The organism is Pseudomonas sp. MF7453, assembly GCF_016405455.1.
GTDB lineage: Bacteria > Pseudomonadota > Gammaproteobacteria > Pseudomonadales > Pseudomonadaceae > Aquipseudomonas > Aquipseudomonas paralactis.
Genome location: NZ_JAEKCN010000008.1, coordinates 82,104 through 104,919, shown reverse-complemented (window position 1 = coordinate 104,919; position 22,816 = coordinate 82,104). Strand labels below are relative to the sequence as shown.

The following is a 22,816-nucleotide window of genomic DNA, read 5'->3' as shown; positions in this document are numbered from 1 at the left end:
CGTCAGGAGAAGATTTGTGTCCCAAGCAAAGCGTTTCGAAAACTACATCAACGGTGAATGGGTAACCGGCGCCGACTATTGCACCAATATCAACCCGTCTGATTTGGCCGATGTGATTGGCGAATACGCCAAGGCTGATGTAGCCCAAGTCAATGCGGCCATCGATGCTGCCCGCGCTGCTTTCCCGGCTTGGTCGACGTCCGGTATCCAGGCGCGCCACGACGCGCTGGATAAAGTCGGCAGCGAAATCCTTGCCCGTCGCGAAGAACTCGGCACCCTGCTGGCCCGGGAAGAGGGCAAGACCCTGCCCGAAGCCATCGGCGAAGTGACCCGCGCCGGTAATATTTTCAAGTTCTTCGCCGGTGAATGCTTACGCCTTTCGGGTGATTACGTGCCCTCGGTGCGTCCGGGCGTTAACGTTGAAGTGACTCGCGAAGCCCTCGGTGTGGTCGGCCTGATTACGCCCTGGAACTTTCCGATCGCCATTCCCGCATGGAAAATCGCCCCGGCCCTGGCCTATGGCAACTGCGTGGTGATCAAACCTGCGGAGTTGGTGCCAGGTTGCGCCTGGGCCCTGGCGGAGATCATCTCCCGCGCCGGTTTCCCGGCCGGTGTGTTCAACCTGGTGATGGGCAGCGGTCGTGTGGTGGGCGACGTGTTGGTCAACAGTCCGAAAGTCGATGGCATCAGCTTCACCGGCTCCGTGGGTGTGGGTCGTCAGATCGCTGTCAATTGTGTGTCGCGCCAGGCCAAAGTGCAGTTGGAAATGGGTGGCAAGAACCCGCAGATCATCCTCGATGACGCTGACCTCAAGCAGGCGGTGGAGTTGTCGGTGCAGAGCGCGTTCTATTCCACCGGCCAGCGTTGCACCGCGTCGAGCCGTTTGATTGTCACCGCGGGTATTCACGACCAGTTTGTTGCGGCGATGGCGGAGCGCATGAAGTCGATCAAGGTCGGCCACGCGTTGCACTCCGGCACCGACATCGGGCCGGTGGTGTCCCAGGCCCAATTGGACCAGGACATGAAATACATCGACATCGGCCAAAGCGAAGGTGCACGACTGGTCAGTGGTGGCGGCCTGGTGACCTGCGACACCGAAGGTTATTACCTGGCGCCGACCCTGTTTGCCGACAGCGAAGCGGCCATGCGCATCAGCCGTGAAGAGATCTTCGGCCCGGTGGCCAACGTGGTACGCGTGGCGGACTACGAGGCGGCGCTGGCCATGGCCAACGACACCGAATTCGGCCTGTCGGCAGGTATTGCCACTACGTCGCTGAAGTACGCCAACCACTTCAAGCGCCACTCCCAGGCGGGGATGGTGATGGTCAATCTGCCAACCGCCGGTGTGGATTACCACGTTCCATTTGGTGGCCGTAAGGGTTCATCCTACGGTTCGCGTGAGCAAGGTCGCTATGCGCAAGAGTTCTACACCGTGGTGAAGACCAGCTATATCGGGTCGTAATACGCAGCATCCTGTGGCACTGGCTTTATGTGGGAGCGGGCTTGCCTGCGATAGCATCACCTCGGTCTTGCTGACACACCGAGGTGTCTGCATTGCGGGCGAGCCCGGCTCCCACAGGAAAAACAAAAAATCATTACCCGCAAAAAAAATAATTAGTGGGAGTACTTCTTCATGCAAGCGACCAAGCCGACCCATGTCCGCTATTTGATCCTGCTCATGCTGTTCCTGGTGACCACGATCAACTACGCCGACCGTGCAACTATCGCCATCGCCGGCTCCAGCCTGCAAAAAGACCTCGGCATCGACGCGGTCACCCTCGGTTACATCTTCTCCGCATTCGGTTGGGCTTACGTGGCCGGGCAAATCCCCGGTGGCTGGCTGCTCGACCGCTTCGGCTCGAAAAAAATCTACGCCTTGAGCATCTTTACCTGGTCGCTGTTCACCGTGCTGCAAGGTTATGTCGGTGAGTTTGGCGTCTCCACTGCGGTGGTCGCGTTGTTTATGTTGCGCTTCATGGTGGGCTTGGCCGAGGCGCCGTCGTTTCCGGGAAATGCCCGTATTGTCGCGGCGTGGTTTCCTACGGCTGAACGGGGCACCGCATCGGCGATCTTCAACTCGGCGCAATACTTTGCCACGGTATTGTTTGCGCCATTGATGGGCTGGATCGTCTACCGCTTCGGCTGGCAGCATGTGTTTATCGTGATGGGCGTGATCGGCATCCTGTTCTCGCTGATCTGGCTGAAAGTTATCCACAGCCCGCGCCAGCATCCGATGATCAACGAGGCCGAGTTCAATCACATCGCTGCCAATGGCGCGATGGTCGATATGGATCAGGACAAGGGCAAGGGTAAAAAAAACGACGGGCCGAAGTGGGATTACATCCGCCAGCTACTGACCAACCGCATGATGCTCGGCGTGTACCTGGGCCAGTACTGCATCAACGGCATCACCTACTTCTTCCTGACCTGGTTCCCGGTGTATCTGGTGCAGGACCGCGGCATGACCATCCTCAAGGCCGGCTTTATCGCTTCGTTACCGGCGATCTGCGGCTTTATCGGCGGTGTGCTCGGCGGGGTAATCTCTGACTACCTGCTGCGCAAAGGCCACTCGCTGACCTTTGCACGCAAGGCGCCGATCATCGGTGGCCTGCTGATCTCCAGCAGTATCGTGGCCTGCAATTACGTGGACATCGAATGGATGGTGGTGGGCTTCATGGCCCTGGCTTTCTTCGGCAAAGGCGTTGGCGCACTGGGTTGGGCGGTAGTGTCCGACACCTCGCCGAAACAGATCGCCGGGCTCAGTGGCGGCCTGTTCAACACCTTCGGTAACCTGGCCTCAATCACCACGCCGATTGTCATCGGTTACATCATCAGCACCACCGGCTCGTTCAAGTGGGCCCTGGTGTTTGTCGGCGCCAACGCCCTGGTCGCGGTGTTCAGCTACCTGGTGATTGTCGGCCCGATCAAGCGCGTGGTGCTCAAAGAGCCGCCTACCAAAGGCCCAGAGTTGACCAACCTTTCCCAAGCGCATTCCTGAGGTTCGTGTGATGCAGTTGATTGAACATGCCGACTCGCCGCGCTCGATCCGTTTGCACGAGCGCGACAATGTGGTGATCGTGGTGAACGATCAGGGTGTACCGGCCGGGACCGAATTCCCCGACGGCCTGGTCACCGTGGACTTCATTCCCCAGAGCCACAAAGTAACGCTGGAAGATATCCCCGAGGGCGGCCAAATTATTCGCTACGGCCAGACCATCGGTTATGCCTTGGCGCCAATCCCGCGCGGCAGTTGGGTGCAGGAGGATCAACTGCGCATGCCCACTGCGCCACCGCTGGACAGCTTGCCGCTGTCTACCGAGGTGCCTGAAGCCGAGGCCCCCCTGGAGGGCTTCACCTTCGAGGGCTATCGCAATGCCGATGGCACCGTGGGCACGCGCAATATTCTCGGCATCACCACCACTGTGCAGTGCGTCACCGGCGTGCTGGACCACGCAGTCAAGCGCATCAAGGATGAGTTGCTGCCCAAGTATCCCCACGTCGATGATGTGGTGGCGCTGACCCACAGCTACGGTTGCGGTGTGGCCATTACGGCGACGGATGCCTATATCCCGATCCGTACCGTGCGCAACCTGGCGCGCAACCCGAACCTGGGCGGCGAAGCCCTGGTGATCAGCCTGGGCTGCGAGAAATTGCAGGCCGGGCAGGTGATGCACGACAACGACAGCTCTGTGGACCTGAGCGAGCCGTGGTTGTACCGCCTGCAGGACTCCAGCCACGGCTTCACCGAAATGATTGAACAAATCATGGAACTGGCCGAAGTGCGCTTGAAAAAACTCGACCTGCGCCGTCGCGAAACCGTGCCGGCCAGCGAGCTGATCCTGGGCATGCAGTGCGGTGGCAGTGATGCGTTTTCCGGTATCACCGCCAACCCGGCGCTGGGGTATGCCTCGGACTTGCTGCTGCGAGCTGGCGCGACGGTGATGTTTTCCGAAGTGACTGAAGTGCGCGATGCCATTTATCTACTGACCTCACGTGCGCAGAACGAAGACGTCGCCCGCGAGCTGGTCAGGGAAATGGACTGGTACGACCGTTACCTGGCCAAGGGTGAAGCGGATCGCAGCGCCAACACAACGCCCGGTAATAAGAAGGGCGGGCTGTCGAATATTGTCGAAAAATCTTTGGGCTCCATCGTCAAGTCCGGCAGCAGCGCGATCAACGGCGTGCTTGGCCCCGGCGAGCGTTTCAAGGGCAAGGGCCTGATCTTTTGCGCCACGCCGGCCAGTGATTTTGTCTGCGGCACCCTGCAACTGGCGGCAGGAATGAACCTGCATGTATTCACCACCGGGCGTGGCACGCCTTACGGGCTGGCGATGGCGCCGGTGGTAAAGGTGTCGACCCGCACCGAGCTGGCTCAGCGTTGGCCGGACCTGATCGATATCGACGCCGGGCGCATTGCCACCGGGCGCGTGAGCATTGAGGAACTGGGCTGGGAGTTGTTTCACTTCTATTTGGATGTGGCCAGCGGCCGCAAGCAGACGTGGGCCGAGCATCACAAGCTGCATAACGACATCACGCTGTTCAACCCGGCGCCGATTACCTGAGACCGAGTCGCCTGCATCGGGAGCAAGCCCCCTCCCACATTGGTCCGCATTTCAACAGAATGAATGCGTTCAAATGTGGGAGGGGGCTTGCTCCCGATAGCGGTAGACCAGACGACACGGGCTGCATGGCTTATCATTAGCCAACTCACGACGCCCACCAAGGTTCTCCCCGGCATGCTGGCAATCTTCCTTACCACCCTCACCATCACCGCGCCGGTGTTTGCCATGCTGTTTCTGGGTGTGCTGCTCAAGCGCATCAACTGGATCAACGACAACTTTATCCACACCGCTTCGTCCCTGGTGTTCAACGTCACCATGCCGGCGCTGTTGTTCCTGGGCATCCTGCATGCCGACCTGCACGCGGCCCTCAAGCCGGGTTTGCTGATCTATTTTGCCGTCGCCACCCTGGCGAGTTTCGCTTTGGCCTGGGGCTGGGCGATCTTTCGCTGCAAGCGTGAAGACCGGGGCATCTATGCCCAGGGTGCGTTTCGCGGCAACAACGGGGTGATCGGCCTGGCGTTGGCGGCCAGTATGTACGGCGATTACGGTATCTCCCTGGGCGCAATCCTCGCGGCGCTGGTCATCCTGCTCTACAACACGCTGTCGACCATTGTGCTGGCGGTGTACAGCCCGGTGATCAAGTCCGACCCGTGGAGCATTTTCAAGAGTGTGGTGGCTAACCCGCTGATCATCAGCGTGATCGTCGCAGCGCCGTTCGCGTACTTTCAGATCAGCTTGCCCGGCTGGTTCGAAAAATCCTTGCAGTACCTGTCGGATACCACGCTGCCGTTGGCGTTGATTTGCATCGGCGGCACCTTGTCCATGGCTGCGCTGCGCAAGAGCGGCAACATGGCGTTGAGTGCGAGCCTGATGAAGATGATCTGGTTGCCGGTGATCGCAACCCTGGGTGCCTGGTTGCTGGGCTTTCGCGGGCCGGAGCTGGGGATTCTGTTCCTGTACTTCGGCGCGCCGACAGCCGCGGCCAGCTTCGTGATGGCCAGGGCGGCGCAAGGCAATCATGAGCTGGCGGCGGCGATTATCGTGATCACTACGCTGATGGCGGCGGTGACCACCAATATCGGGATTTTCGTATTGCAGGCGGGTGGCTGGATCTAGGTGTCTTTCTGGTAGCTTTCGATCACTTCCTGTGCCGCCCGAAAGGCATCAATCGCCGCCGGCACACCGGCATACACCGCGCAATGCAGCAGCGCTTCGCGAATCTCCTCTACCGTGCAGCCATTATTCAGTGCCCCGCGCACATGGCCCTTGAGTTCCTGCGGGCATTTGAGGGCCGTCAGGGCGGCGAGGGTGATCAGGCTGCGGGTCTTGAGCGGCAAGCCGTCGCGGTTCCAGACCGCGCCCCACGCATGTTCATTGACGAAGTCCTGCAGCGGCTGGGTGAACGCCGTGGCATTGCCCAGGGCACGGTCGACGAACACATCGCCCATGACCTGACGACGCACCTCTACGCCTGGTTTTTTCTGATCGGTCATTTCGATTCCCTCTTGTGTTGGCGGTGCCAGGCGCGCACAGAGGTGAACAACAGCAAAGCCACCAACGCCGGCAGGACGTAATACAGCATCAATTGTTCAAGCTTGTTGGCCAGGGGCATACCGGTGGTGAACGCCATCACGTGCAGCCCGTACGCCAGGTACAGCCCCAGCAGCACCAGCCCTTCGATACGCGTCACGCGGTAGCCGGTATAGAACACCGGCAGGCACAGGATGATTGCACCGAGCATCACTGGCAAATCGAAGTCCAGTGCGTTGGGTGATACCGACAGCGGCGATGGCGCCACCAGTGCGGTAAAGCCGAGCACGCCCAGCAGGTTGAACAGGTTGCTGCCGATCACGTTGCCCACCGCAATTTCCCGCTCGCCGCGCAAGGCAGCGATCAGCGACGTGGCGAGGCAGGGCAACGAGGTACCCACGCCGATGAGCGTCAGGCCGATGACCCGCTCCGACAATCCCAGGTCGCCCGCCACTTCCACCGCTGCGCCGAGCAGCAAATGCCCGGCCAGTACCAGCACCAACAGCCCGCTGAACATCAGCAATGCACTGCTCAACCAGGGCGCCTTGGCCACCGTATCCAGAGTGCGCGGGCGGCGTGAGTGACGTGTCTGGTAGTGCAGCACGCCAAGGTAGGCCACCAATGCCACTAGCAGCAAAACGCCATCGAGTGGTGTCAGCACCTCATTGGCAGCCAGAATAAATACCAGCAGGCCAGCGAAAATCATCACCGGGATATCCACGCGCACCAGCTGCCGCGAGACCCGCAATGGAATGATCAAGGCCGACAGGCCCAGGGTGACGAGGATATTGAAAATGCTGCTGCCAATCACGCTGCCCACGGCGATATCGGTATTGCCGGCCAGCGTGGCTTGCAGGCTGACGGCCATCTGCGGCGCGCTGCTGCCGAAGGCGACAACGCTCAAGCCGATGATCAGCGGCCGCACCTTGAGGCTGGCCGCCAGGCGCACGGCGGCACGTACCAGGATCTCTGCGCCAACGATCAGCAGCAGTAAGCCGCCGACCAGTTCCAGCAGGCTCCAGGGCGAAAGGGCGTTCAATCCGAAAATACTCAAGGCGGCCTCAATCAGTTGTTCAGGGCTTGCACGCGAACCCGTGCGGTGCCGCTGCCCAGCATACGCAGTTGCTCGGCAGCCTTGCGGGAAACGTCGATCAGGCGCCCGCGGGTATGCGGGCCGCGGTCATTGATGCGTACCACGACCGATCGGTCGTTGTTCAGGTTGGTGACTTTGACCCGAGTACCGAAGGGCAGGCGCCGATGGGCGGCGGTCAAAGCGTTCTGGTTGAAGGGTTCACCACTGGCGGTTCTTTTGCCATGGTGCTTGGCGCCGTAATAGGAGGCGGTGCCGGTTTCGTCGTAGCCGTTGGGGTCGATGAGGCCGCTGGCGCAACCGGTCAGCAGGGAGGACAAGGCCAGCAGGCCGAGTAGACGCTTCATTTCAAGATGTCCCCAATTACAAATGTGGAGGGGGCTATGTGGGAGGGGGCCCACTCCCACAGGGGTTGGAGCCAGACCTTGAAGTCTGCTCCAACCATTCACCGCAATCAGCCTTCGAGCTTGCTTTTGAGCAGTTCGTTCACCTGTTGCGGGTTGGCCTTGCCCTTGGAGGCTTTCATGGCCTGGCCGACAAAGAAGCCGAACATCTTGCCGCGCTTGGCTTCGTCTGCGGCGCGGTATTGCTCGACCTGTTCGGCATTCGCCGCGAGCATTTCATCGAGTACGGCCGAGATCGCGCCGCTGTCGGTGACTTGCTTGAGGCCACGCTTCTCGATGATTTCGTCGGCGTTGCCTTCACCTGCGGCCATCGCTTCGAACACCGTCTTGGCGATTTTGCCGGAGATGGTGTTGTCCTTGATGCGCAGCAGCATCCCGCCCAGTTGTTCTGCGGTGACGGGGGCTTCATCGATTTCCAGGCCCTGTTTGTTCAACAGGCTGCCCAGCTCGACCATCACCCAGTTGGCCGCCAGCTTGGCGTCGCCGGCGATGCTCACGACTTTTTCGAAGTAGTTGGCTTGTTCACGGCTGGAGGCCAATACGCTGGCATCGTAGACCGACAGGCCGAACTGCTCCTGGAAGCGCTCGCGTTTTTGCTGCGGCAATTCCGGCAGGGTGGCGCGGATATCGTTGAGGAACGAATCCTCCAGCACCACCGGCAACAGGTCCGGGTCGGGGAAGTAACGGTAGTCGTTGGCTTCCTCCTTGCTGCGCATGGCGCGGGTTTCGTCTTTGTTCGGGTCGTACAGGCGCGTTTGCTGGATGACCTTGCCGCCGTCTTCGATCAGCTCGATCTGGCGACGTACTTCGCTGTTGATCGCCTTCTCGATGAAGCGGAACGAGTTGACGTTCTTGATCTCGCAGCGGGTGCCGAACTCAACCTGGCCCTTTGGTCGGATCGACACGTTGCAGTCGCAACGCAGCGAGCCTTCGGCCATGTTGCCGTCGCAGATGCCCAGGTAGCGCACCAGCGCGTGGATGGTCTTGACGTAGGCCACGGCTTCCTTGGCGCTGCGCATGTCCGGTTCGGAGACGATTTCCAGCAGCGGCGTGCCGGCACGGTTCAGGTCGATACCGGTGGCACCGGGGAATTCTTCGTGCAGGCTTTTGCCGGCGTCTTCTTCCAGGTGCGCACGAGTGACGCCGACACGCTTGATGGTGCCGTCTTCCAGCGGGATATCCAGGTGGCCCTTGCCGACGATCGGCAACTCCATCTGGCTGATCTGGTAGCCCTTGGGCAGGTCCGGGTAGAAGTAGTTCTTGCGCGCGAACACGTTGTGCTGGCCGATCTCGGCGTCAATCGCCAGGCCGAACATCACCGCCATGCGCACTGCTTCCTGGTTCAGCACCGGCAATACGCCGGGCATGCCCAGGTCTACCAGGCTGGCCTGGGTATTGGGCTCGGAGCCGAACGTGGTGGCGCTACCGGAGAAAATCTTCGATTGGGTGGCGAGCTGGGTATGAATCTCCAGCCCGATCACAACTTCCCATTGCATAGTGTTCTCCTCAGAAGCCGGTAGGGGTGCGGGTGTGCCAGTCGGTATTCAACTGGTACTGGTGCGCCACATTGAGCAGGCGGCCTTCCTGGAAATATGGGGCGAGCAATTGCACGCCCACCGGCAGGCCATCGACGAAACCTGCGGGCATGGACAAGCCCGGCAAGCCCGCGAGGTTGGCGGTGATGGTGTAGAGGTCTTCCAGGTACTCGGCGATCGGGTCGCCGGTCTTGGCGCCGATCTTCCAGGCCGGGTTTGGCGTGGTTGGGCCGAGGATCACGTCGACTTCTTCAAAGGCGGCCATGAAGTCGTTCTTGATCAGGCGGCGAATTTTCTGCGCCTTGAGGTAGTACGCGTCGTAGTAGCCGGCCGACAGGGCGTAGGCCCCGACCATGATCCGGCGCTGCACTTCACTGCCGAAGCCTTCGCCACGGGAGCGTTTGTACAGGTCGGTGAGGTCTTTCGGGTTCTCGCAGCGATAGCCGAAGCGCACGCCGTCGAAACGCGACAGATTGGAAGAGGCCTCGGCCGGCGCGATTACGTAGTAGGCGGGAATCGCGTGCTGGTTGTTCGGCAGGCTGATTTCCTTGATCACGGCGCCAAGCTTTTCCAGCTCTTTGATGCTGTTCTGCACCAGTTCGGCGATACGCGGGTCGAGGCCTGCGCTGAAGTATTCCTTCGGCACGCCGATGCGCAGGCCCTTGAGCGAGGTATTCAGGCCGGCGCTGTAGTCCGGAACCGGCTCATCGATGCTGGTGGAGTCCTGTTTATCGAAGCCTGCCATGCCTTGTAACAATATTGCGCAGTCTTGCGCCGTGCGTGCCAGAGGGCCGCCCTGATCGAGACTTGAGGCGTAGGCAATCATGCCCCAGCGGGAAACGCGACCGTAGGTCGGCTTCAGGCCGGTGAGGTTGGTGAAGGCGGCCGGCTGGCGGATCGAACCGCCGGTATCGGTGGCGGTAGCGGCCGGCAGGAAGCGTGCGGCCACGGCCGCAGCCGAACCACCGGACGAACCACCCGGCACGTGTTCCAGGTTCCACGGGTTTTTCACTGCGCCGTAGTAGCTGGACTCGTTGGCCGAACCCATGGCGAATTCGTCCATGTTGGTCTTGCCCAGGGTCACGGCCCCGGCAGCGGCCAGCTTGGCGACCACGGTGGCGTCGTAGGGCGCCTTGAAGTTGTCGAGCATCTTCGAGCCGCAGCTGGTGCGAATGCCCTGGGTGCAGAACAGGTCCTTGTGGGCGATGGGCGCGCCCAGCAGTGGACCATTTTCACCGTTGGCGCGACGTGCGTCGGCGGCCTTGGCCTGGCCGATGGCCAGCTCTTGGGTGAGGCTGATGAAGCTGTTGACCTTGGGATCGAGCTCGGCGATACGCGCAAGCAGGGTCTGGGTCAGCTCTTCGCTGGAAAACGTTTTGTCGGCGAGACCGCGGGCGATCTCGGCCAGAGTCATGTGATGCATGAAAGGCTCTTTCCCTTTAGTCGATGACTTTCGGAACCAGGTACAGGCCGTTTTCGACCGCTGGCGCGATGGACTGGTAAGCCTCGCGGTTATTGCGCTCGGTCACGACGTCTGCGCGCAGGCGCTGACTGGCTTCCAGCGGGTGAGCCAGGGGCTCGATGCCGTCGGTATTGACGGCCTGCATTTGGTCAACCAGCCCGAGAATGCTGTTCAGGGCTGCGGTGGTCTGTGGAAGATCGGCATCATTGAGGCCAAGCGAGGCCAGATGCGCGATTTTTTCCACGTCGGAGCGTTCAAGCGCCATGGGATTCTCCAGTGGAAAACAGAACGGAAGGCGTCCGTGTGTTAGATTGTCGGAACACTACCGCATTTCTACGGTCATATGGCCGCGATTGTGGGGGTTGGTGCACAGAAAGTCGGCCAATTTAGCACATTGGCGCCTTGCCCAAAATCCCTGTCGTTGTTAGAGTTTGCCGCACTTTTTTACCCACGCGTTGCCTAGGGTCCCTTTCCCATGTTCAAGAAACTGCGTGGCATGTTTTCCAGCGATCTTTCCATTGACCTGGGCACTGCCAACACCCTTATTTACGTGCGCGAGCGCGGTATCGTTCTGAATGAGCCATCGGTTGTGGCCATTCGGACCCATGGTAATCAGAAAAGTGTCGTTGCCGTTGGCACCGAGGCCAAGCGCATGCTCGGCCGTACACCAGGCAATATTGCTGCCATTCGTCCGATGAAGGATGGCGTGATCGCCGATTTCAGCGTCTGCGAGAAGATGCTGCAGTACTTCATCAACAAGGTTCACGAAAACAGTTTTCTGCAGCCCAGCCCTCGTGTGCTGATCTGCGTGCCGTGCAAGTCTACTCAGGTTGAGCGTCGTGCCATCCGTGAATCGGCCCTTGGCGCCGGTGCCCGCGAAGTATTCCTGATCGAAGAGCCGATGGCGGCTGCGATCGGTGCCGGCCTGCCGGTTGAAGAAGCCCGCGGCTCGATGGTGGTGGATATCGGTGGTGGTACTACCGAAATCGCCCTGATTTCCCTGAACGGTGTGGTGTATGCCGAATCCGTACGCGTGGGCGGCGACCGTTTCGACGAAGCGATCATCACGTATGTGCGTCGCAACTACGGCAGCCTGATCGGCGAATCCACCGCCGAGCGCATCAAGCAGGAAATCGGCACCGCTTACCCGGGCGGCGAAGTTCGAGAAGTCGATGTTCGCGGTCGTAACCTGGCCGAAGGCGTCCCACGTGCCTTTACCCTGAACTCCAATGAAGTGCTGGAAGCTCTGCAAGAGTCCCTGGCCACCATCGTTCAGGCCGTGAAGAGCGCCCTGGAGCAATCGCCGCCGGAGCTGGCTTCCGATATCGCCGAGCGTGGCCTGGTGCTGACCGGTGGTGGCGCCTTGCTGCGTGACCTCGACAAGCTGCTGGCCCAGGAAACCGGTCTGCCGGTGATCGTCGCCGAAGACCCGCTGACCTGCGTTGCTCGTGGTGGTGGTCGTGCGCTGGAAATGATGGATAAACACACCATGGATCTGCTCTCCAGCGAATAAGATTGCCTGGATGGTTCATGCTTCGTCGGCAGGCAGCACTTTGCAGTGCTGCCTGTTGGCGTTTATCTTCTTCAATCTGCATCCAGGCCGGTTTGATGCCGTATGAATAAAGAGAACATTTGCCTGGGAGGAGCGGCTTATTAAACCGCTTTTCGCCAAAGGCCCCTCATTGGGCGTGCGCTTATTGGTGCTGACCGTGCTTTCGGTTGCGCTGATGGTGGTCGATGCCCGCTTTGCACTGCTCAAGCCCGTGCGTAGCCAGATGTCGCTGGTGTTGATGCAGACTTACTGGATCACCGACCTGCCACAACGTCTCTACCAGGGCGTGGCCAGCCAATTCGGCAGCCGCACCGAGCTGGTCGCCGAGAACGAAAAACTCAAGACTGAAAACCTGCTGTTGCAGGGGCGCATGCAAAAGCTGGCGGCCCTCACCGAGCAGAACGTTCGGCTGCGCGAGTTGCTCAATTCTTCCGCGTTGGTCAACGAAAAGGTCGAAGTGGCCGAGTTGATCGGCATGGACCCCAATCCGTTCACTCATCGCATCATCATCAACAAGGGTGAGCGCGACGGTGTGGTCCTTGGCCAGCCGGTGCTCGATGCCCGGGGCCTGATGGGCCAGGTGGTGGAGTTGATGCCCTACACCTCGCGCGTTCTGCTGCTGACGGACACGACCCACAGCATTCCGGTGCAGGTCAACCGCAACGGCTTGCGCGCGATTGCCAGCGGCACCGGCAACCCCGAACGCCTCGAACTGCGCCATGTCGCCGACACCGCGGATATCAAGGAAGGCGATCTGCTGGTCAGTTCCGGCCTGGGCCAGCGCTTCCCGGCTGGCTACCCGGTGGCGACGGTCAAGGAAGTGATCCACGATTCCGGCCAGCCATTCGCTATCGTGCGGGCCGTGCCGACTGCCGCCCTCAATCGCAGCCGCTACCTGCTGCTGGTGTTCAGCGACAACCGCACCCCGGAAGAGCGCGCCAACGACGCTGCCCAGGCCCAGGAAGCAGAAGATCAGCAGAACGGCACCGCTCCAATCGTCCCGGCTACCGTGCCCAAGCCGGCGTTCGTCGGGCCACCAGCGCCTGCGGCCACACCGGCCCCTGCGGCAACCGCAGCGCCTGTCGCCACGCCAGCCAAGCCTGCGGCACACAGTGCACGCCCGGCTAAACCGGCGGCGACCACCGCGCCTGCAAGGCCTGCGACAACCGCTCCGGCCACCACACGGCAGAGGGAGGAATAATGGCCGGTACTCATTCGCGTAATGGCTGGATCGTCTGGCTGACCTTCGCCATTGGCTTGCTGCTCAGCGTTTCGCCGCTGCCGCAATTCATGGAAATCCTGCGCCCGCTCTGGCTGGCCTTGTTGCTGGCGTTCTGGTCGTTGAACCTGCCGCATAAGGTGGGCATGGTCACGGCGATGTGCCTGGGCTTGGCGGAGGATGTGCTCTATGGCACGTTGCTGGGCCAGAATGCGTTGATCCTGACCCTGATTACCTTCCTGGTGCTGTCGTTGCAACAGCGCCTGCGCATGTTCCCGATGTGGCAGCAGTGCCTGGTGATCCTGGTAATCTTCGGCCTGGCGCAACTGGTGCAACTGTGGCTGAGCGCCTTGACCGGCAATCGTCAGCCTACGCTGGCGTTGGTCTTGCCGGCGCTGGTCAGCGCATTGCTGTGGCCCTGGATCAGTTTTGGCCTGCGCGGGCTGCGTCGTCGCTATAAAATCAATTGAATGGTTGCGAGGCTCTGCCTGGTTATCGAACTCAACAGGGAGAGGCTGCAATGAATTCGCTTTACCTGGCCTCGGGCTCCCCGCGGCGACGTGAGCTGTTGACCCAGATCGGTGTGCCCTTCACCGTGGTCAATGCCGCTATTGATGAAACCCCTCTTGCCAACGAGCCTGCCGTTGCCTATGTCGAGCGCCTTGCGCGCGGCAAGGCGACGGCGGGTTTTATTGCGCTTGGCCAAACCTTGGGCGCCTGTGTATTGGGCGCCGATACGGCTGTAATCGTGGATGGTCAGATCCTGGGCAAGCCCGTTGACCAGGCTGATGCGCTGGCGATGCTGATGGCGCTTTCCGGTCGAGAACATGAAGTGCTCACCGCCATTGCCCTGACTGACGGCCAGCGCTGCGAAACCCGATGTGTAAGCAGTCGTGTACGTTATCGCGAGGTTTCTGTTCAGGAGGCTACCGCCTACTGGCACAGTGGCGAACCGCAGGACAAGGCCGGCGGCTATGCTATCCAGGGGTTGGGTTCGGTGTTCGTTGCCGGGCTCAATGGCAGTTATTCCGCGGTGGTGGGCCTGCCTGTGTGCGAAACCGCGCAACTCCTGGCGCAATTCGGCATACCCTGTTGGCAAAACCTTACCGTGCGCTGAACGTCGTCCTCCAGCGCCCAGCCTTAAGCGACCGGTCACTATTGTGAATACGCCTGAACGAGACCCAGCCATGAGTGAAGAGATTCTGATCAATATCACGCCGATGGAATCGCGCGTGGCGGTGGTAGAGAACGGTGTTCTGCAAGAAGTGCATGTCGAGCGCACCCAGAAGCGCGGGATTGTCGGCAATATCTACAAGGGCAAGGTGGTGCGCGTACTGCCAGGTATGCAGGCGGCATTCGTCGATATCGGCCTGGACCGCGCTGCGTTTATCCACGCTTCGGAAATTTCCCTGCGTGAAGGCCCTGCGGTGGAAAGCATCAGCGCCCTGGTGCACGAAGGGCAGAGCCTGGTGGTACAAGTCACCAAGGACCCAATCGGTTCCAAAGGCGCACGCTTGACCACCCAGTTGTCGATCCCCTCGCGCTACCTGGTGTACATGCCGCGCACCGCCCATGTCGGCATTTCCCTGAAGATCGAAGACGAAGCCGAGCGCGAACGCCTGAAAAAGGTGGTCAGCGACTGCGTGGCTGCCGAGGGGATCAAGGAAGCGGGCGGTTTTATCCTGCGTACGGCCGCTGAAGGCGCCGGTGCCGACGAAATTCTCATGGATATTCGCTACCTGCGGCGCCTGTGGGACCAGATCGACGCACAGATCAAAACCATCGGTGCGCCCAGCGTCATCTATGAAGACCTGGGCCTGGCGCTGCGCACGCTGCGCGACCTGGTCAGCCCGAAGATCGAGAAAATCCGCATCGACTCGCGGGAAACCTTCCAGCGCACCACGCAATTTGTGGCCGAGCTAATGCCGGAAATTGCCGACCGCCTGGAGCACTACCCTGGCGAGCGGCCGATCTTCGACCTGTATGGCGTTGAAGACGAAATCCAGAAAGCCCTGGAGCGCAAGGTGCCGCTCAAGTCCGGCGGCTACCTGGTGGTGGACCCGGCCGAAGCCATGACTACCATCGACGTCAACACCGGCGCATTCGTGGGCCATCGCAACCTCGAAGAGACCATCTTCAAGACCAATCTGGAAGCGGCCACCGCTATTGCTCGCCAACTGCGGCTGCGTAACCTGGGCGGCATCATCATCATCGACTTCATCGACATGGAAGACGAAGAGCATCAGCGCCAGGTGTTGCGCACCCTCGAAAAGCAGCTGGAGCGCGATCACGCCAAGACCAACATCATCGGCATCACCGAGCTGGGGCTGGTGCAGATGACCCGCAAGCGCACCCGCGAAAGCCTTGAGCAGGTGCTGTGCGAACCGTGTAGCAGTTGCCAGGGGCGGGGTAAATTGAAGACCCCGGAAACCGTTTGCTACGAAATTTTCCGCGAAATCCTGCGTGAGGCACGTGCCTATCAGGCCGAGGGTTATAGAGTGCTTGCCAATCAAAAAGTGGTCGATCGGCTGCTGGACGAAGAGTCGGGCAACGTCGCCGAGCTGGAAAGCTTTATCGGGCGCACGATTCGCTTCCAGGTCGAAACCATGTATTCCCAGGAACAATACGACGTGGTGCTGCTCTGATCCCCAATTGCTTGCCTTATTCGAGACCGGCAGACCTTGATCTGCCGTCCGCCAACTGTTTTTTGAGGGTCGCCTGACATGGAGCGTCTGATACGCTTTTTTGCCGCTTTGACCCGCTGGGGCCTGGGCCTGTGTGCGTTGCTGCTGGTATTGGCGGCGGTGTACGTAAGCCTGGGACGTGAATTGACCCCATTGGTCGCCGAATATCGCGCCGAAATCGAAGCCAAGGCCCAGGCTGCAGTGGATACACCGCTGCATGTCGGCAGTCTCGAAGGCCGCTGGAGCGGGTTTGCCCCGGTATTGCTGGCCCACGATGTGATGGTCGGCGAGGGCAGCAGTGCCTTGCGCCTGGACCAGGTGGAAGTGGTGCCGGATATGTGGGCCAGCCTGTTGGCCCGTGAGGTGCGCATCGCTCATCTGCAAGTCAGCGGCCTGCAACTGAGCGTCAAGGAAGACAAGGACGGGCGCTGGACGCTGCAAGGCTTGCCGGTGCAGGACGACCAACCGCTGGACCCGCAACAATTGCTGACGCGCATGCAAATGGTCAAACGCGTATCGGTGCTCAATAGTCAGGTTACTTTGCAACCCTTCGACCAGGCGCCGGTGACCGTGACCTATGTGGGCCTGAGCCTGCATACCGGTATGAGCCAACAGCGTCTGGATGCGCGTCTGACCTTGCCCGATGGCCAGCCGCTTGCCGTCAGCCTGCGTAGCCGTATTCGGGCCAGCCAGTGGAAAGACGCAGAGATCGACGCCTACTTGAGCCTGCCGCAAAGCGACTGGGCCAAGTGGATTCCCGCCCGGCTGACCCAGCAATGGAAACTCACGCAGCTCAAGGCTGGTGGTGAGTTTTGGCTCAGTTGGGCCAAAGGCACTGTGCAAAGCGCTGTGGTACGTCTCAATTCGCCGCAAGTGAAGGGCAGCTACGCCGACCGCAAGCCCGCGCACCTGGAAAATCTGGCGCTGACGGCCTACCTGCAACGCAGTGACAGTGGCCTTAAGGTGCTATTTGATTCGCTGGCGATGAACATCGGCGAGACCCGCTGGGAGTCGCGCATTCAATTACAGCAAAGCCTGGCGACCGATAAAGAGCAGGAAGTGTGGAAGTTGCAGGCCGATCAGCTTGACCTGACGCCGATCACGCCGCTGCTCAACGCCTTGGCGCCGCTGCCCGAAGGTTTCGCCAAGACCGTCGAGCATCTCAAGGCCACTGGCCTGTTGCGTAATGTGCTGGTGGACTTTCGCCCTCAGGACACCACCGACCAGAAACTCAGTTTTGCCGCCAACCTGGAGCGTGTCGGTTTCGACGCGTATTTCGGTGCGCCAGCTGCACGCAACGTCTCCGGCAGTATCAGTGGCGACCTGGGCCATGGCGAGCTGCGCATGGACAGCAAGGATTTTTCCCTGCATCTGTTCCCCATCTTCGCCAAGCCCTGGCAGTACATCCAGGCCAATGCACGCCTGACCTGGAAACTCGACAAACAGGGTTTTACCCTGATCGCGCCGTACATCAAGGTGCTGGGCGAAGAGGGCAAGGTCGCGGCGGATTTCCTTATCCGCCTGCATTTCGATCATAGCCAGGAAGACTACATGGACCTGCGGGTCGGTATGGTCGACGGCGATGGCCGTTTTACCCCCAAATACTTGCCGGCCGTGTTGAGTCCGGCGCTGGATGAGTGGCTGCGTACCGCGATTCTCAAAGGTGCAGTGGACGAAGGTTTCTTCCAGTACCAGGGTTCGCTGAGCCACAACGCGCTGCCGGCGTCGCGCAATATCAGCCTGTTCTTCAAGGTGCATGACGCCGAGCTCGCTTTCCAGCCGGGTTGGCCCCATGTGAACAAGGTCAATGGTGAAGTGTTCGTCGAGGAAAGCGGCGTGCGCATCCTGGCGAGCAAGGGGCAGTTGCTCGACACCCGGGTCAAGGATGTGTACGTCAATATTCCCCACGCGCCGGCCGGCAAGGACAGTCATCTGCTGCTCACCGGTGGGTTTTCCGGCGGTTTGGGTGATGGTCTGAAAATTCTTCAGGAAGCGCCCATCGGCACCGCGTCCACGTTCGCCGGCTGGAAAGGCGAGGGCGACCTGCAGGGTAGCCTGGACCTGGACATTCCCCTGGCCAAGGGCACTGAGCCCAAGATCGTGGTGGACTTCAAGACCGACAAGGCACGCCTGCAATTGGCCGAGCCGCCCCTGGACCTGACCCAGCTCAAGGGCGATTTTCGCTTTGACAGCGCCAAGGGCCTGAGCGGCCAGAACATCTCGGCCCGGGCATTCGAGCAACCTGTCACTGCGCAGATCTTTGCCGAGGGTAAACCGGGCAATATCAGCACTCGCGTGACTGCCAAGGGCCAGGTGGCGGTCAAGCGCCTCACGGATTGGCTGAACGTCAGCCAGCCGTTGCCGGTGTCCGGCGATATTCCTTACCAGTTGCAGGTTATTCTGGACGGTGCGGACAGTCAGTTGATGGTCAACTCCAACCTCAAGGGTGTTGCGGTGGATCTGCCGGCGCCGTTCGGGATGCCGGCCAGCCAGGGGCGCGACAGCACCTTTCGCATGACGTTGCAGGGCGCTGAGCGACGTTACTGGTTTGATTACGGGGAGCTGGCGAATTTCACCTTTGCAGCGCCGCCGGACAACTTCAATAACGGCCGTGGCGAATTATTCCTCGGCGACGGTGACGCGCTGTTGCCCGGCGCCAAGGGCTTGCGCATTCGTGGCGTGCTGTCGGAACTGGACATCGATCCCTGGAAAAAACTCGTGGATCGCTACGCGGGTAACGACCCAGGTGGCAATGCCAAGCAACTGCTCAGTGGCGCCGACTTCAGGGTCGGCAAGCTGACCGGGTTTGGTACCCAGTTCGACCAGGTCAAGTTGCAGCTTGATCGCAAACCGGCGGCCTGGGGCCTGCAACTCGATAGCCAGCAAGCCAGAGGCACGGTGAACCTGCCCGATGCCAAGGGCGCGCCGATTGCGATCAACCTCAAGTACGTCAAATTGCCCGCCGTGGACCCGACCGCGCAGGCCGACGAAAACGCACCGGACCCTTTGGCCGATATCGACCCCAAAAGCATTCCGGCGCTGGACATCGCCATTGATCAGCTGTTTCAGGGCCCCGATCTGATCGGCGCATGGTCGCTGCGGATTCGTCCGACCGCCAAAGGTTTGGCCTTCAATAACCTGGACCTGGGCCTCAAGGGCATGCTGCTCAAGGGCGCCGGTGGCTGGGAAGGCGCGCCGGGCGCCAGCAGCAGTTGGTACAAGGGCCGTCTTGATGGCAGAAACATCGCCGATGTGCTCAAGGGCTGGGGGTTTGCGCCTACGGTAACCAGTGAGGATTTCCATCTGGACGTGGATGGCCGTTGGCCGGGCTCGCCGGCCTGGGTGGGGCCCAAGCGGTTCTCCGGCAGCCTGGATGCGGCCTTTCGCAAAGGTCAGTTCGTCGAAGTTGATGGGGGCGCCCAGGCCTTGCGGGTGTTTGGTCTGCTTAATTTCAACTCCATTGGCCGGCGTTTGCGTTTGGACTTTTCCGACCTGTTTGGCAAGGGCTTGAGCTACGATCGAGTCAAGGGCTTGCTGGCTGCGAGTAATGGCGTGTTCGTGACCCGTGAACCCATCACCATGACCGGGCCCTCGACCAATCTGGAGCTTAACGGCACCCTGGACCTGGTCGCCGATCGCGTCGACGCCAAGCTGCTGGTCACGTTGCCGGTGACCAACAACCTGCCTATCGCGGCGCTGATTGTCGGTGCGCCTGCCATTGGTGGTGCGTTGTTCCTGATCGACAAACTGATCGGTGATCGTGTGTCGCGCTTCGCCAGTGTGCAATACAAGGTACAAGGGCCATGGAAGGATCCGAAAATCACCTTTGACAAGCCATTTGAAAAGCCAAACTGAGAGCCTGTGGAGTAGCATGGCCCCATGCCCTGTATGGAGTGTCGGCCCATGTCCTTTGCGGTAATTCAAATGGTCAGCCAGAGCGACGTGCTGGCCAACCTCGCCCAGGCCCGCCGCCTGCTGGAGCAGGCGGCGGCGAATGGCGCGAAACTCGCGGTATTGCCGGAGAACTTCGCCGCCATGGGGCGCCGTGACGTGGCCGACATTGGCCGCGCCGAAGCACTGGGTGAAGGCCCGATCCTGCCGTGGTTGAAACAGGCCGCCCGCGACCTCACCTTATGGATAGTGGCTGGCACGTTGCCGCTGCCGCCCAGGGACCAGCCCCTCGCGAAGGCTAACGCTTGCTCGCTGCTGTTCAATGATCAGGGTGAGGTGGTCGCTCGCTACGACAAGCTCCACCTGTTTGATGTGGACGTTGCGGATGCTCGTGGTCGCTACCGCGAATCCGACGACTATGCTTTCGGAAGCAACGTGGTGGTGGCGGATACGCCAGTGGGCCGCGTGGGGCTGACGGTGTGCTATGACTTGCGCTTTCCCGAGTTGTACAGCGAATTACGCGCGGCGGGGGCTGAATTGATTACCGCGCCCTCGGCCTTTACGGCGGTGACCGGGACCGCCCATTGGGATGTGCTGATTCGGGCGCGGGCCATCGAAACCCAGTGCTACCTGCTGGCGGCGGCTCAAGGCGGTGTGCACCCAGGCCCCCGGGAAACCTTTGGCCACGCGGCGATCATCGACCCCTGGGGTCGGGTGCTGGCACAACAGGATCAAGGCGAAGCGGTGCTACTGGCCGAGCGCGATAGCAGTGAACAAGCGTCAATACGGACGCGTATGCCGGTGGCCAACCACCGGCGCTTTTTCTCGCAGGGCGCGCAGCGGCCTGCTTCAGAACGATGAATTTAAGGCCAAACCTATGAGCGAGTTGTTGTCCTCAGTCAGTGAACACCTCCTGGCACCCGGTGGCGTGACCATCGAAAGTCTGCAAACCGTGCTGGGCGATCTGGCCGGGCCAGGTATCGATGCCGCCGACCTGTATTTCCAGGGGCAGATCTCCGAGTCCTGGGCGCTGGAAGATGGCATCGTCAAGGAAGGCAGTTTCAACCTTGACCAGGGCGTCGGCGTGCGTGCGCAATCGGGTGAAAAAACCGGTTTTGCCTACAGCAATGCGATCACGCTTGAAGCTCTGGGCCTGGCGGCGCGTGCGGCGCGTTCTATTTCCCGTGCGGGCCAGAACGGTACGGTGCAGGCCTTCAGTACCCAGGATGTAGCGCAGTTGTATGCACCGGATAACCCGTTGGAAGTGATCAGCCGTGCCGAAAAGGTCGAGCTGCTCAAGCGGGTGGACGCGGCTACCCGTGCCCTGGACCCGCGTATCCAGCAAGTGACCGTGAGCATGGCCGGCGTCTGGGAGCGTATCCTCGTCGCCTCCACTGACGGAGGCCTGGCGGCGGATGTGCGGCCACTGGTGCGTTTCAACGTGAGTGTGATCGTCGAACAGAACGGGCGCCGCGAGCGCGGTGGCCATGGCGGCGGCGGGCGTACCGACTATCGGTATTTCCTGGCTGACGATCGCGCCATGGGCTATGCCCGTGAGGCGCTGCGCCAGGCCTTGGTCAACCTGGAAGCGATTCCGGCACCGGCCGGCACCTTGCCGGTGGTGCTGGGCTCGGGTTGGTCCGGCGTGTTGCTCCACGAAGCCGTGGGCCACGGCCTGGAAGGCGACTTCAACCGCAAGGGCAGTTCCGCCTACAGTGGGCGCATGGGCGAGATGGTTGCGTCCAAGCTGTGCACCATTGTCGATGATGGCACCCTGGCCGGTCGCCGAGGCTCGTTGAGCGTCGATGACGAGGGGACGCCGACCGAATGCACCACCCTGATCGAAAATGGCGTGCTCAAGGGCTATATGCAAGACAAGCTCAACGCCCGCCTGATGGGCGTGGCGCGCACCGGTAACGGTCGCCGCGAATCCTACGCGCACCTGCCGATGCCACGCATGACCAACACCTACATGTTGGGCGGTGAAAGCGATCCGGCGGAAATCATCGCCTCGGTCAAACGCGGCATCTATTGCGCCAACCTGGGCGGTGGCCAGGTCGACATCACCAGCGGCAAGTTTGTGTTCTCCACCAGCGAGGCGTACCTGATCGAAGACGGCAAGATTACTGCGCCAGTCAAAGGGGCGACCTTGATTGGTAACGGGCCGGAAGCCATGAGCAAGGTGTCGATGGTCGGTAACGACCTGTCGCTGGACAGCGGCGTGGGCACATGCGGTAAGGATGGGCAGTCGGTGCCGGTCGGCGTAGGCCAGCCAACCTTGAAAATTGATGCGATCACCGTGGGTGGCACGGGGTCGTAAGAGTGCGAGCTTCGGGTGGCGAAGACCGCCACCCGGGGAAGAGGATCAACGCAGGCCGCGTTGAGTCTCGTCCAGCTCACGGATGTACTTGAAGATTTTACGGCTGGTGGCCGGCGCCTTGTTATGCGCCTGCTCGTGCTGGGCCTGACGGATCAGGGAGCGCAGTTGCTGGCGGTCCGCATCCGGGTAGTCCATCACGAATTTCTCCAGCACGGCGTCATCGCCCGCGATCAGGCGGTCACGCCAACGTTCCAGGTTATGGAAGCGTTCGTTGTACTGGCGAGTGGAGGCATCGGTTTGATCAAGCAAGGTCAGAATGGCGTCAATGTCCTGATCGCGCATCAGTTTGCCGATAAACGAGATGTGCCGTTTGCGCGCGATATTCGCGGTGTGCTTGGGCGCATCCGCCAGGGCCCGGCGCATTTCGTCGGTCAATGGCAGTTTGGCAATCAAATCTTTTTTGAGCGTTGTAAGGCGCTCGCCGAGGTCAACCAGAGCATGCAGCTCGCGTTTGACCTGGGTTTTGCTTTTCTCCCCATCGAGGGAGTCGTCGTAAGAATCAACCAT

At 60.8% G+C, this 22,816-nt stretch carries 19 protein-coding genes; 12 read left to right on the top strand and 7 right to left on the bottom strand.

The genetic code is table 11. The features are described 5' to 3' along the window. Positions 1–16: 16 nt before the first annotated feature. The 4 genes from JFT63_RS14335 to JFT63_RS14320 all read left to right on the top strand — a co-directional run bounded on the left by JFT63_RS14335 (position 17) and on the right by JFT63_RS14320 (position 5,678). Complete coding sequence (locus JFT63_RS14335; protein WP_057701610.1) at positions 17–1,462, top strand: aldehyde dehydrogenase family protein; 1,446 nt, start codon at positions 17–19, stop codon at positions 1,460–1,462. Between the two features lie 171 nt (positions 1,463–1,633). After that, the gene (locus tag JFT63_RS14330; protein ID WP_198844188.1) at positions 1,634–2,998 is read left to right on the top strand and encodes an MFS transporter; all 1,365 of its coding nucleotides are present in this window, start codon (positions 1,634–1,636) and stop codon (positions 2,996–2,998) included. 10 nt (positions 2,999–3,008) lie between these two features. Further along, positions 3,009–4,562 carry a galactarate dehydratase gene (gene garD / locus JFT63_RS14325; RefSeq protein WP_198844187.1) on the top strand — a complete coding sequence of 518 codons (1,554 nt, stop codon included), beginning with the start codon at positions 3,009–3,011 and terminating at the stop codon, positions 4,560–4,562. A 174-nt stretch (positions 4,563–4,736) separates the two neighbouring features. Continuing rightward, complete coding sequence (locus tag JFT63_RS14320; RefSeq protein WP_057701606.1) at positions 4,737–5,678, top strand: AEC family transporter; 942 nt, start codon at positions 4,737–4,739, stop codon at positions 5,676–5,678. Here JFT63_RS14320 and JFT63_RS14315 read toward each other — a convergent pair. The 6 genes from JFT63_RS14315 to gatC all read right to left on the bottom strand — a co-directional run bounded on the left by JFT63_RS14315 (position 5,675) and on the right by gatC (position 10,848). Continuing rightward, the gene (locus JFT63_RS14315; protein WP_198844186.1) at positions 5,675–6,055 is read right to left on the bottom strand and encodes a carboxymuconolactone decarboxylase family protein; all 381 of its coding nucleotides are present in this window, start codon (positions 6,053–6,055) and stop codon (positions 5,675–5,677) included. The two genes, JFT63_RS14320 and JFT63_RS14315, sit on opposite strands and share 4 nt — an antisense overlap. Then, the gene (locus tag JFT63_RS14310; protein WP_198708284.1) at positions 6,052–7,131 is read right to left on the bottom strand and encodes a calcium/sodium antiporter; all 1,080 of its coding nucleotides are present in this window, start codon (positions 7,129–7,131) and stop codon (positions 6,052–6,054) included. The genes JFT63_RS14315 and JFT63_RS14310 overlap by 4 nt, the downstream gene beginning before the upstream one ends. 26 nt (positions 7,132–7,157) lie before the next feature. Next, positions 7,158–7,529, bottom strand: coding sequence for a septal ring lytic transglycosylase RlpA family protein (locus JFT63_RS14305; protein WP_057701603.1), 372 nt, complete (start codon positions 7,527–7,529; stop codon positions 7,158–7,160). Positions 7,530–7,636: 107 nt separating this feature from the next. After that, positions 7,637–9,082: an Asp-tRNA(Asn)/Glu-tRNA(Gln) amidotransferase subunit GatB gene (gene gatB, locus JFT63_RS14300; protein ID WP_005784800.1), complete on the bottom strand. Its 1,446-nt coding sequence runs from the start codon at positions 9,080–9,082 to the stop codon at positions 7,637–7,639. Between the two features lie 10 nt (positions 9,083–9,092). Then, a complete protein-coding gene (gene gatA / locus JFT63_RS14295) occupies positions 9,093–10,544 on the bottom strand; it encodes an Asp-tRNA(Asn)/Glu-tRNA(Gln) amidotransferase subunit GatA (RefSeq protein ID WP_198844185.1) in 1,452 nt (483 codons plus the stop codon). Between the two features lie 16 nt (positions 10,545–10,560). Next, positions 10,561–10,848 carry an Asp-tRNA(Asn)/Glu-tRNA(Gln) amidotransferase subunit GatC gene (gene gatC / locus JFT63_RS14290; RefSeq protein WP_003188556.1) on the bottom strand — a complete coding sequence of 96 codons (288 nt, stop codon included), beginning with the start codon at positions 10,846–10,848 and terminating at the stop codon, positions 10,561–10,563. A gap of 210 nt (positions 10,849–11,058) precedes the next feature. Here gatC and mreB point away from each other — a divergent pair, with 210 nt between their 5' ends. From mreB to tldD, 8 genes are all read left to right on the top strand, one after another. Then, the gene (mreB, locus tag JFT63_RS14285; RefSeq protein ID WP_002555108.1) at positions 11,059–12,096 is read left to right on the top strand and encodes a rod shape-determining protein MreB; all 1,038 of its coding nucleotides are present in this window, start codon (positions 11,059–11,061) and stop codon (positions 12,094–12,096) included. A 187-nt stretch (positions 12,097–12,283) separates the two neighbouring features. Then, positions 12,284–13,336 (top strand): rod shape-determining protein MreC, encoded by a 1,053-nt coding sequence (gene mreC, locus JFT63_RS14280; RefSeq protein WP_420875831.1) that lies wholly within the window; start codon positions 12,284–12,286, stop codon positions 13,334–13,336. Next, entirely contained in the window at positions 13,336–13,824 is a 489-nt protein-coding gene (mreD, locus tag JFT63_RS14275; RefSeq protein WP_003188558.1) for a rod shape-determining protein MreD, read from the top strand. The genes mreC and mreD overlap by 1 nt, the downstream gene beginning before the upstream one ends. A 50-nt stretch (positions 13,825–13,874) precedes the next feature. Further along, positions 13,875–14,471, top strand: coding sequence for a Maf family protein (locus JFT63_RS14270; protein ID WP_198844184.1), 597 nt, complete (start codon positions 13,875–13,877; stop codon positions 14,469–14,471). A 70-nt stretch (positions 14,472–14,541) separates the two neighbouring features. Further along, positions 14,542–15,999 carry a ribonuclease G gene (gene rng / locus JFT63_RS14265; RefSeq protein ID WP_003188562.1) on the top strand — a complete coding sequence of 486 codons (1,458 nt, stop codon included), beginning with the start codon at positions 14,542–14,544 and terminating at the stop codon, positions 15,997–15,999. Positions 16,000–16,077: 78 nt separating this feature from the next. Beyond that, positions 16,078–19,893: a YhdP family protein gene (locus tag JFT63_RS14260; protein ID WP_198844183.1), complete on the top strand. Its 3,816-nt coding sequence runs from the start codon at positions 16,078–16,080 to the stop codon at positions 19,891–19,893. A 48-nt stretch (positions 19,894–19,941) separates the two neighbouring features. After that, positions 19,942–20,790, top strand: a complete 849-nt coding sequence (locus JFT63_RS14255) for a carbon-nitrogen hydrolase family protein (RefSeq protein ID WP_198844182.1) — start codon at positions 19,942–19,944, stop codon at positions 20,788–20,790. 16 nt (positions 20,791–20,806) lie between these two features. Further along, complete coding sequence (gene tldD, locus JFT63_RS14250) at positions 20,807–22,249, top strand: metalloprotease TldD (protein ID WP_005784814.1); 1,443 nt, start codon at positions 20,807–20,809, stop codon at positions 22,247–22,249. A 45-nt stretch (positions 22,250–22,294) separates the two neighbouring features. Here tldD and yjgA read toward each other — a convergent pair whose 3' ends face one another. Next, entirely contained in the window at positions 22,295–22,816 is a 522-nt protein-coding gene (gene yjgA / locus JFT63_RS14245; RefSeq protein WP_005784816.1) for a ribosome biogenesis factor YjgA, read from the bottom strand.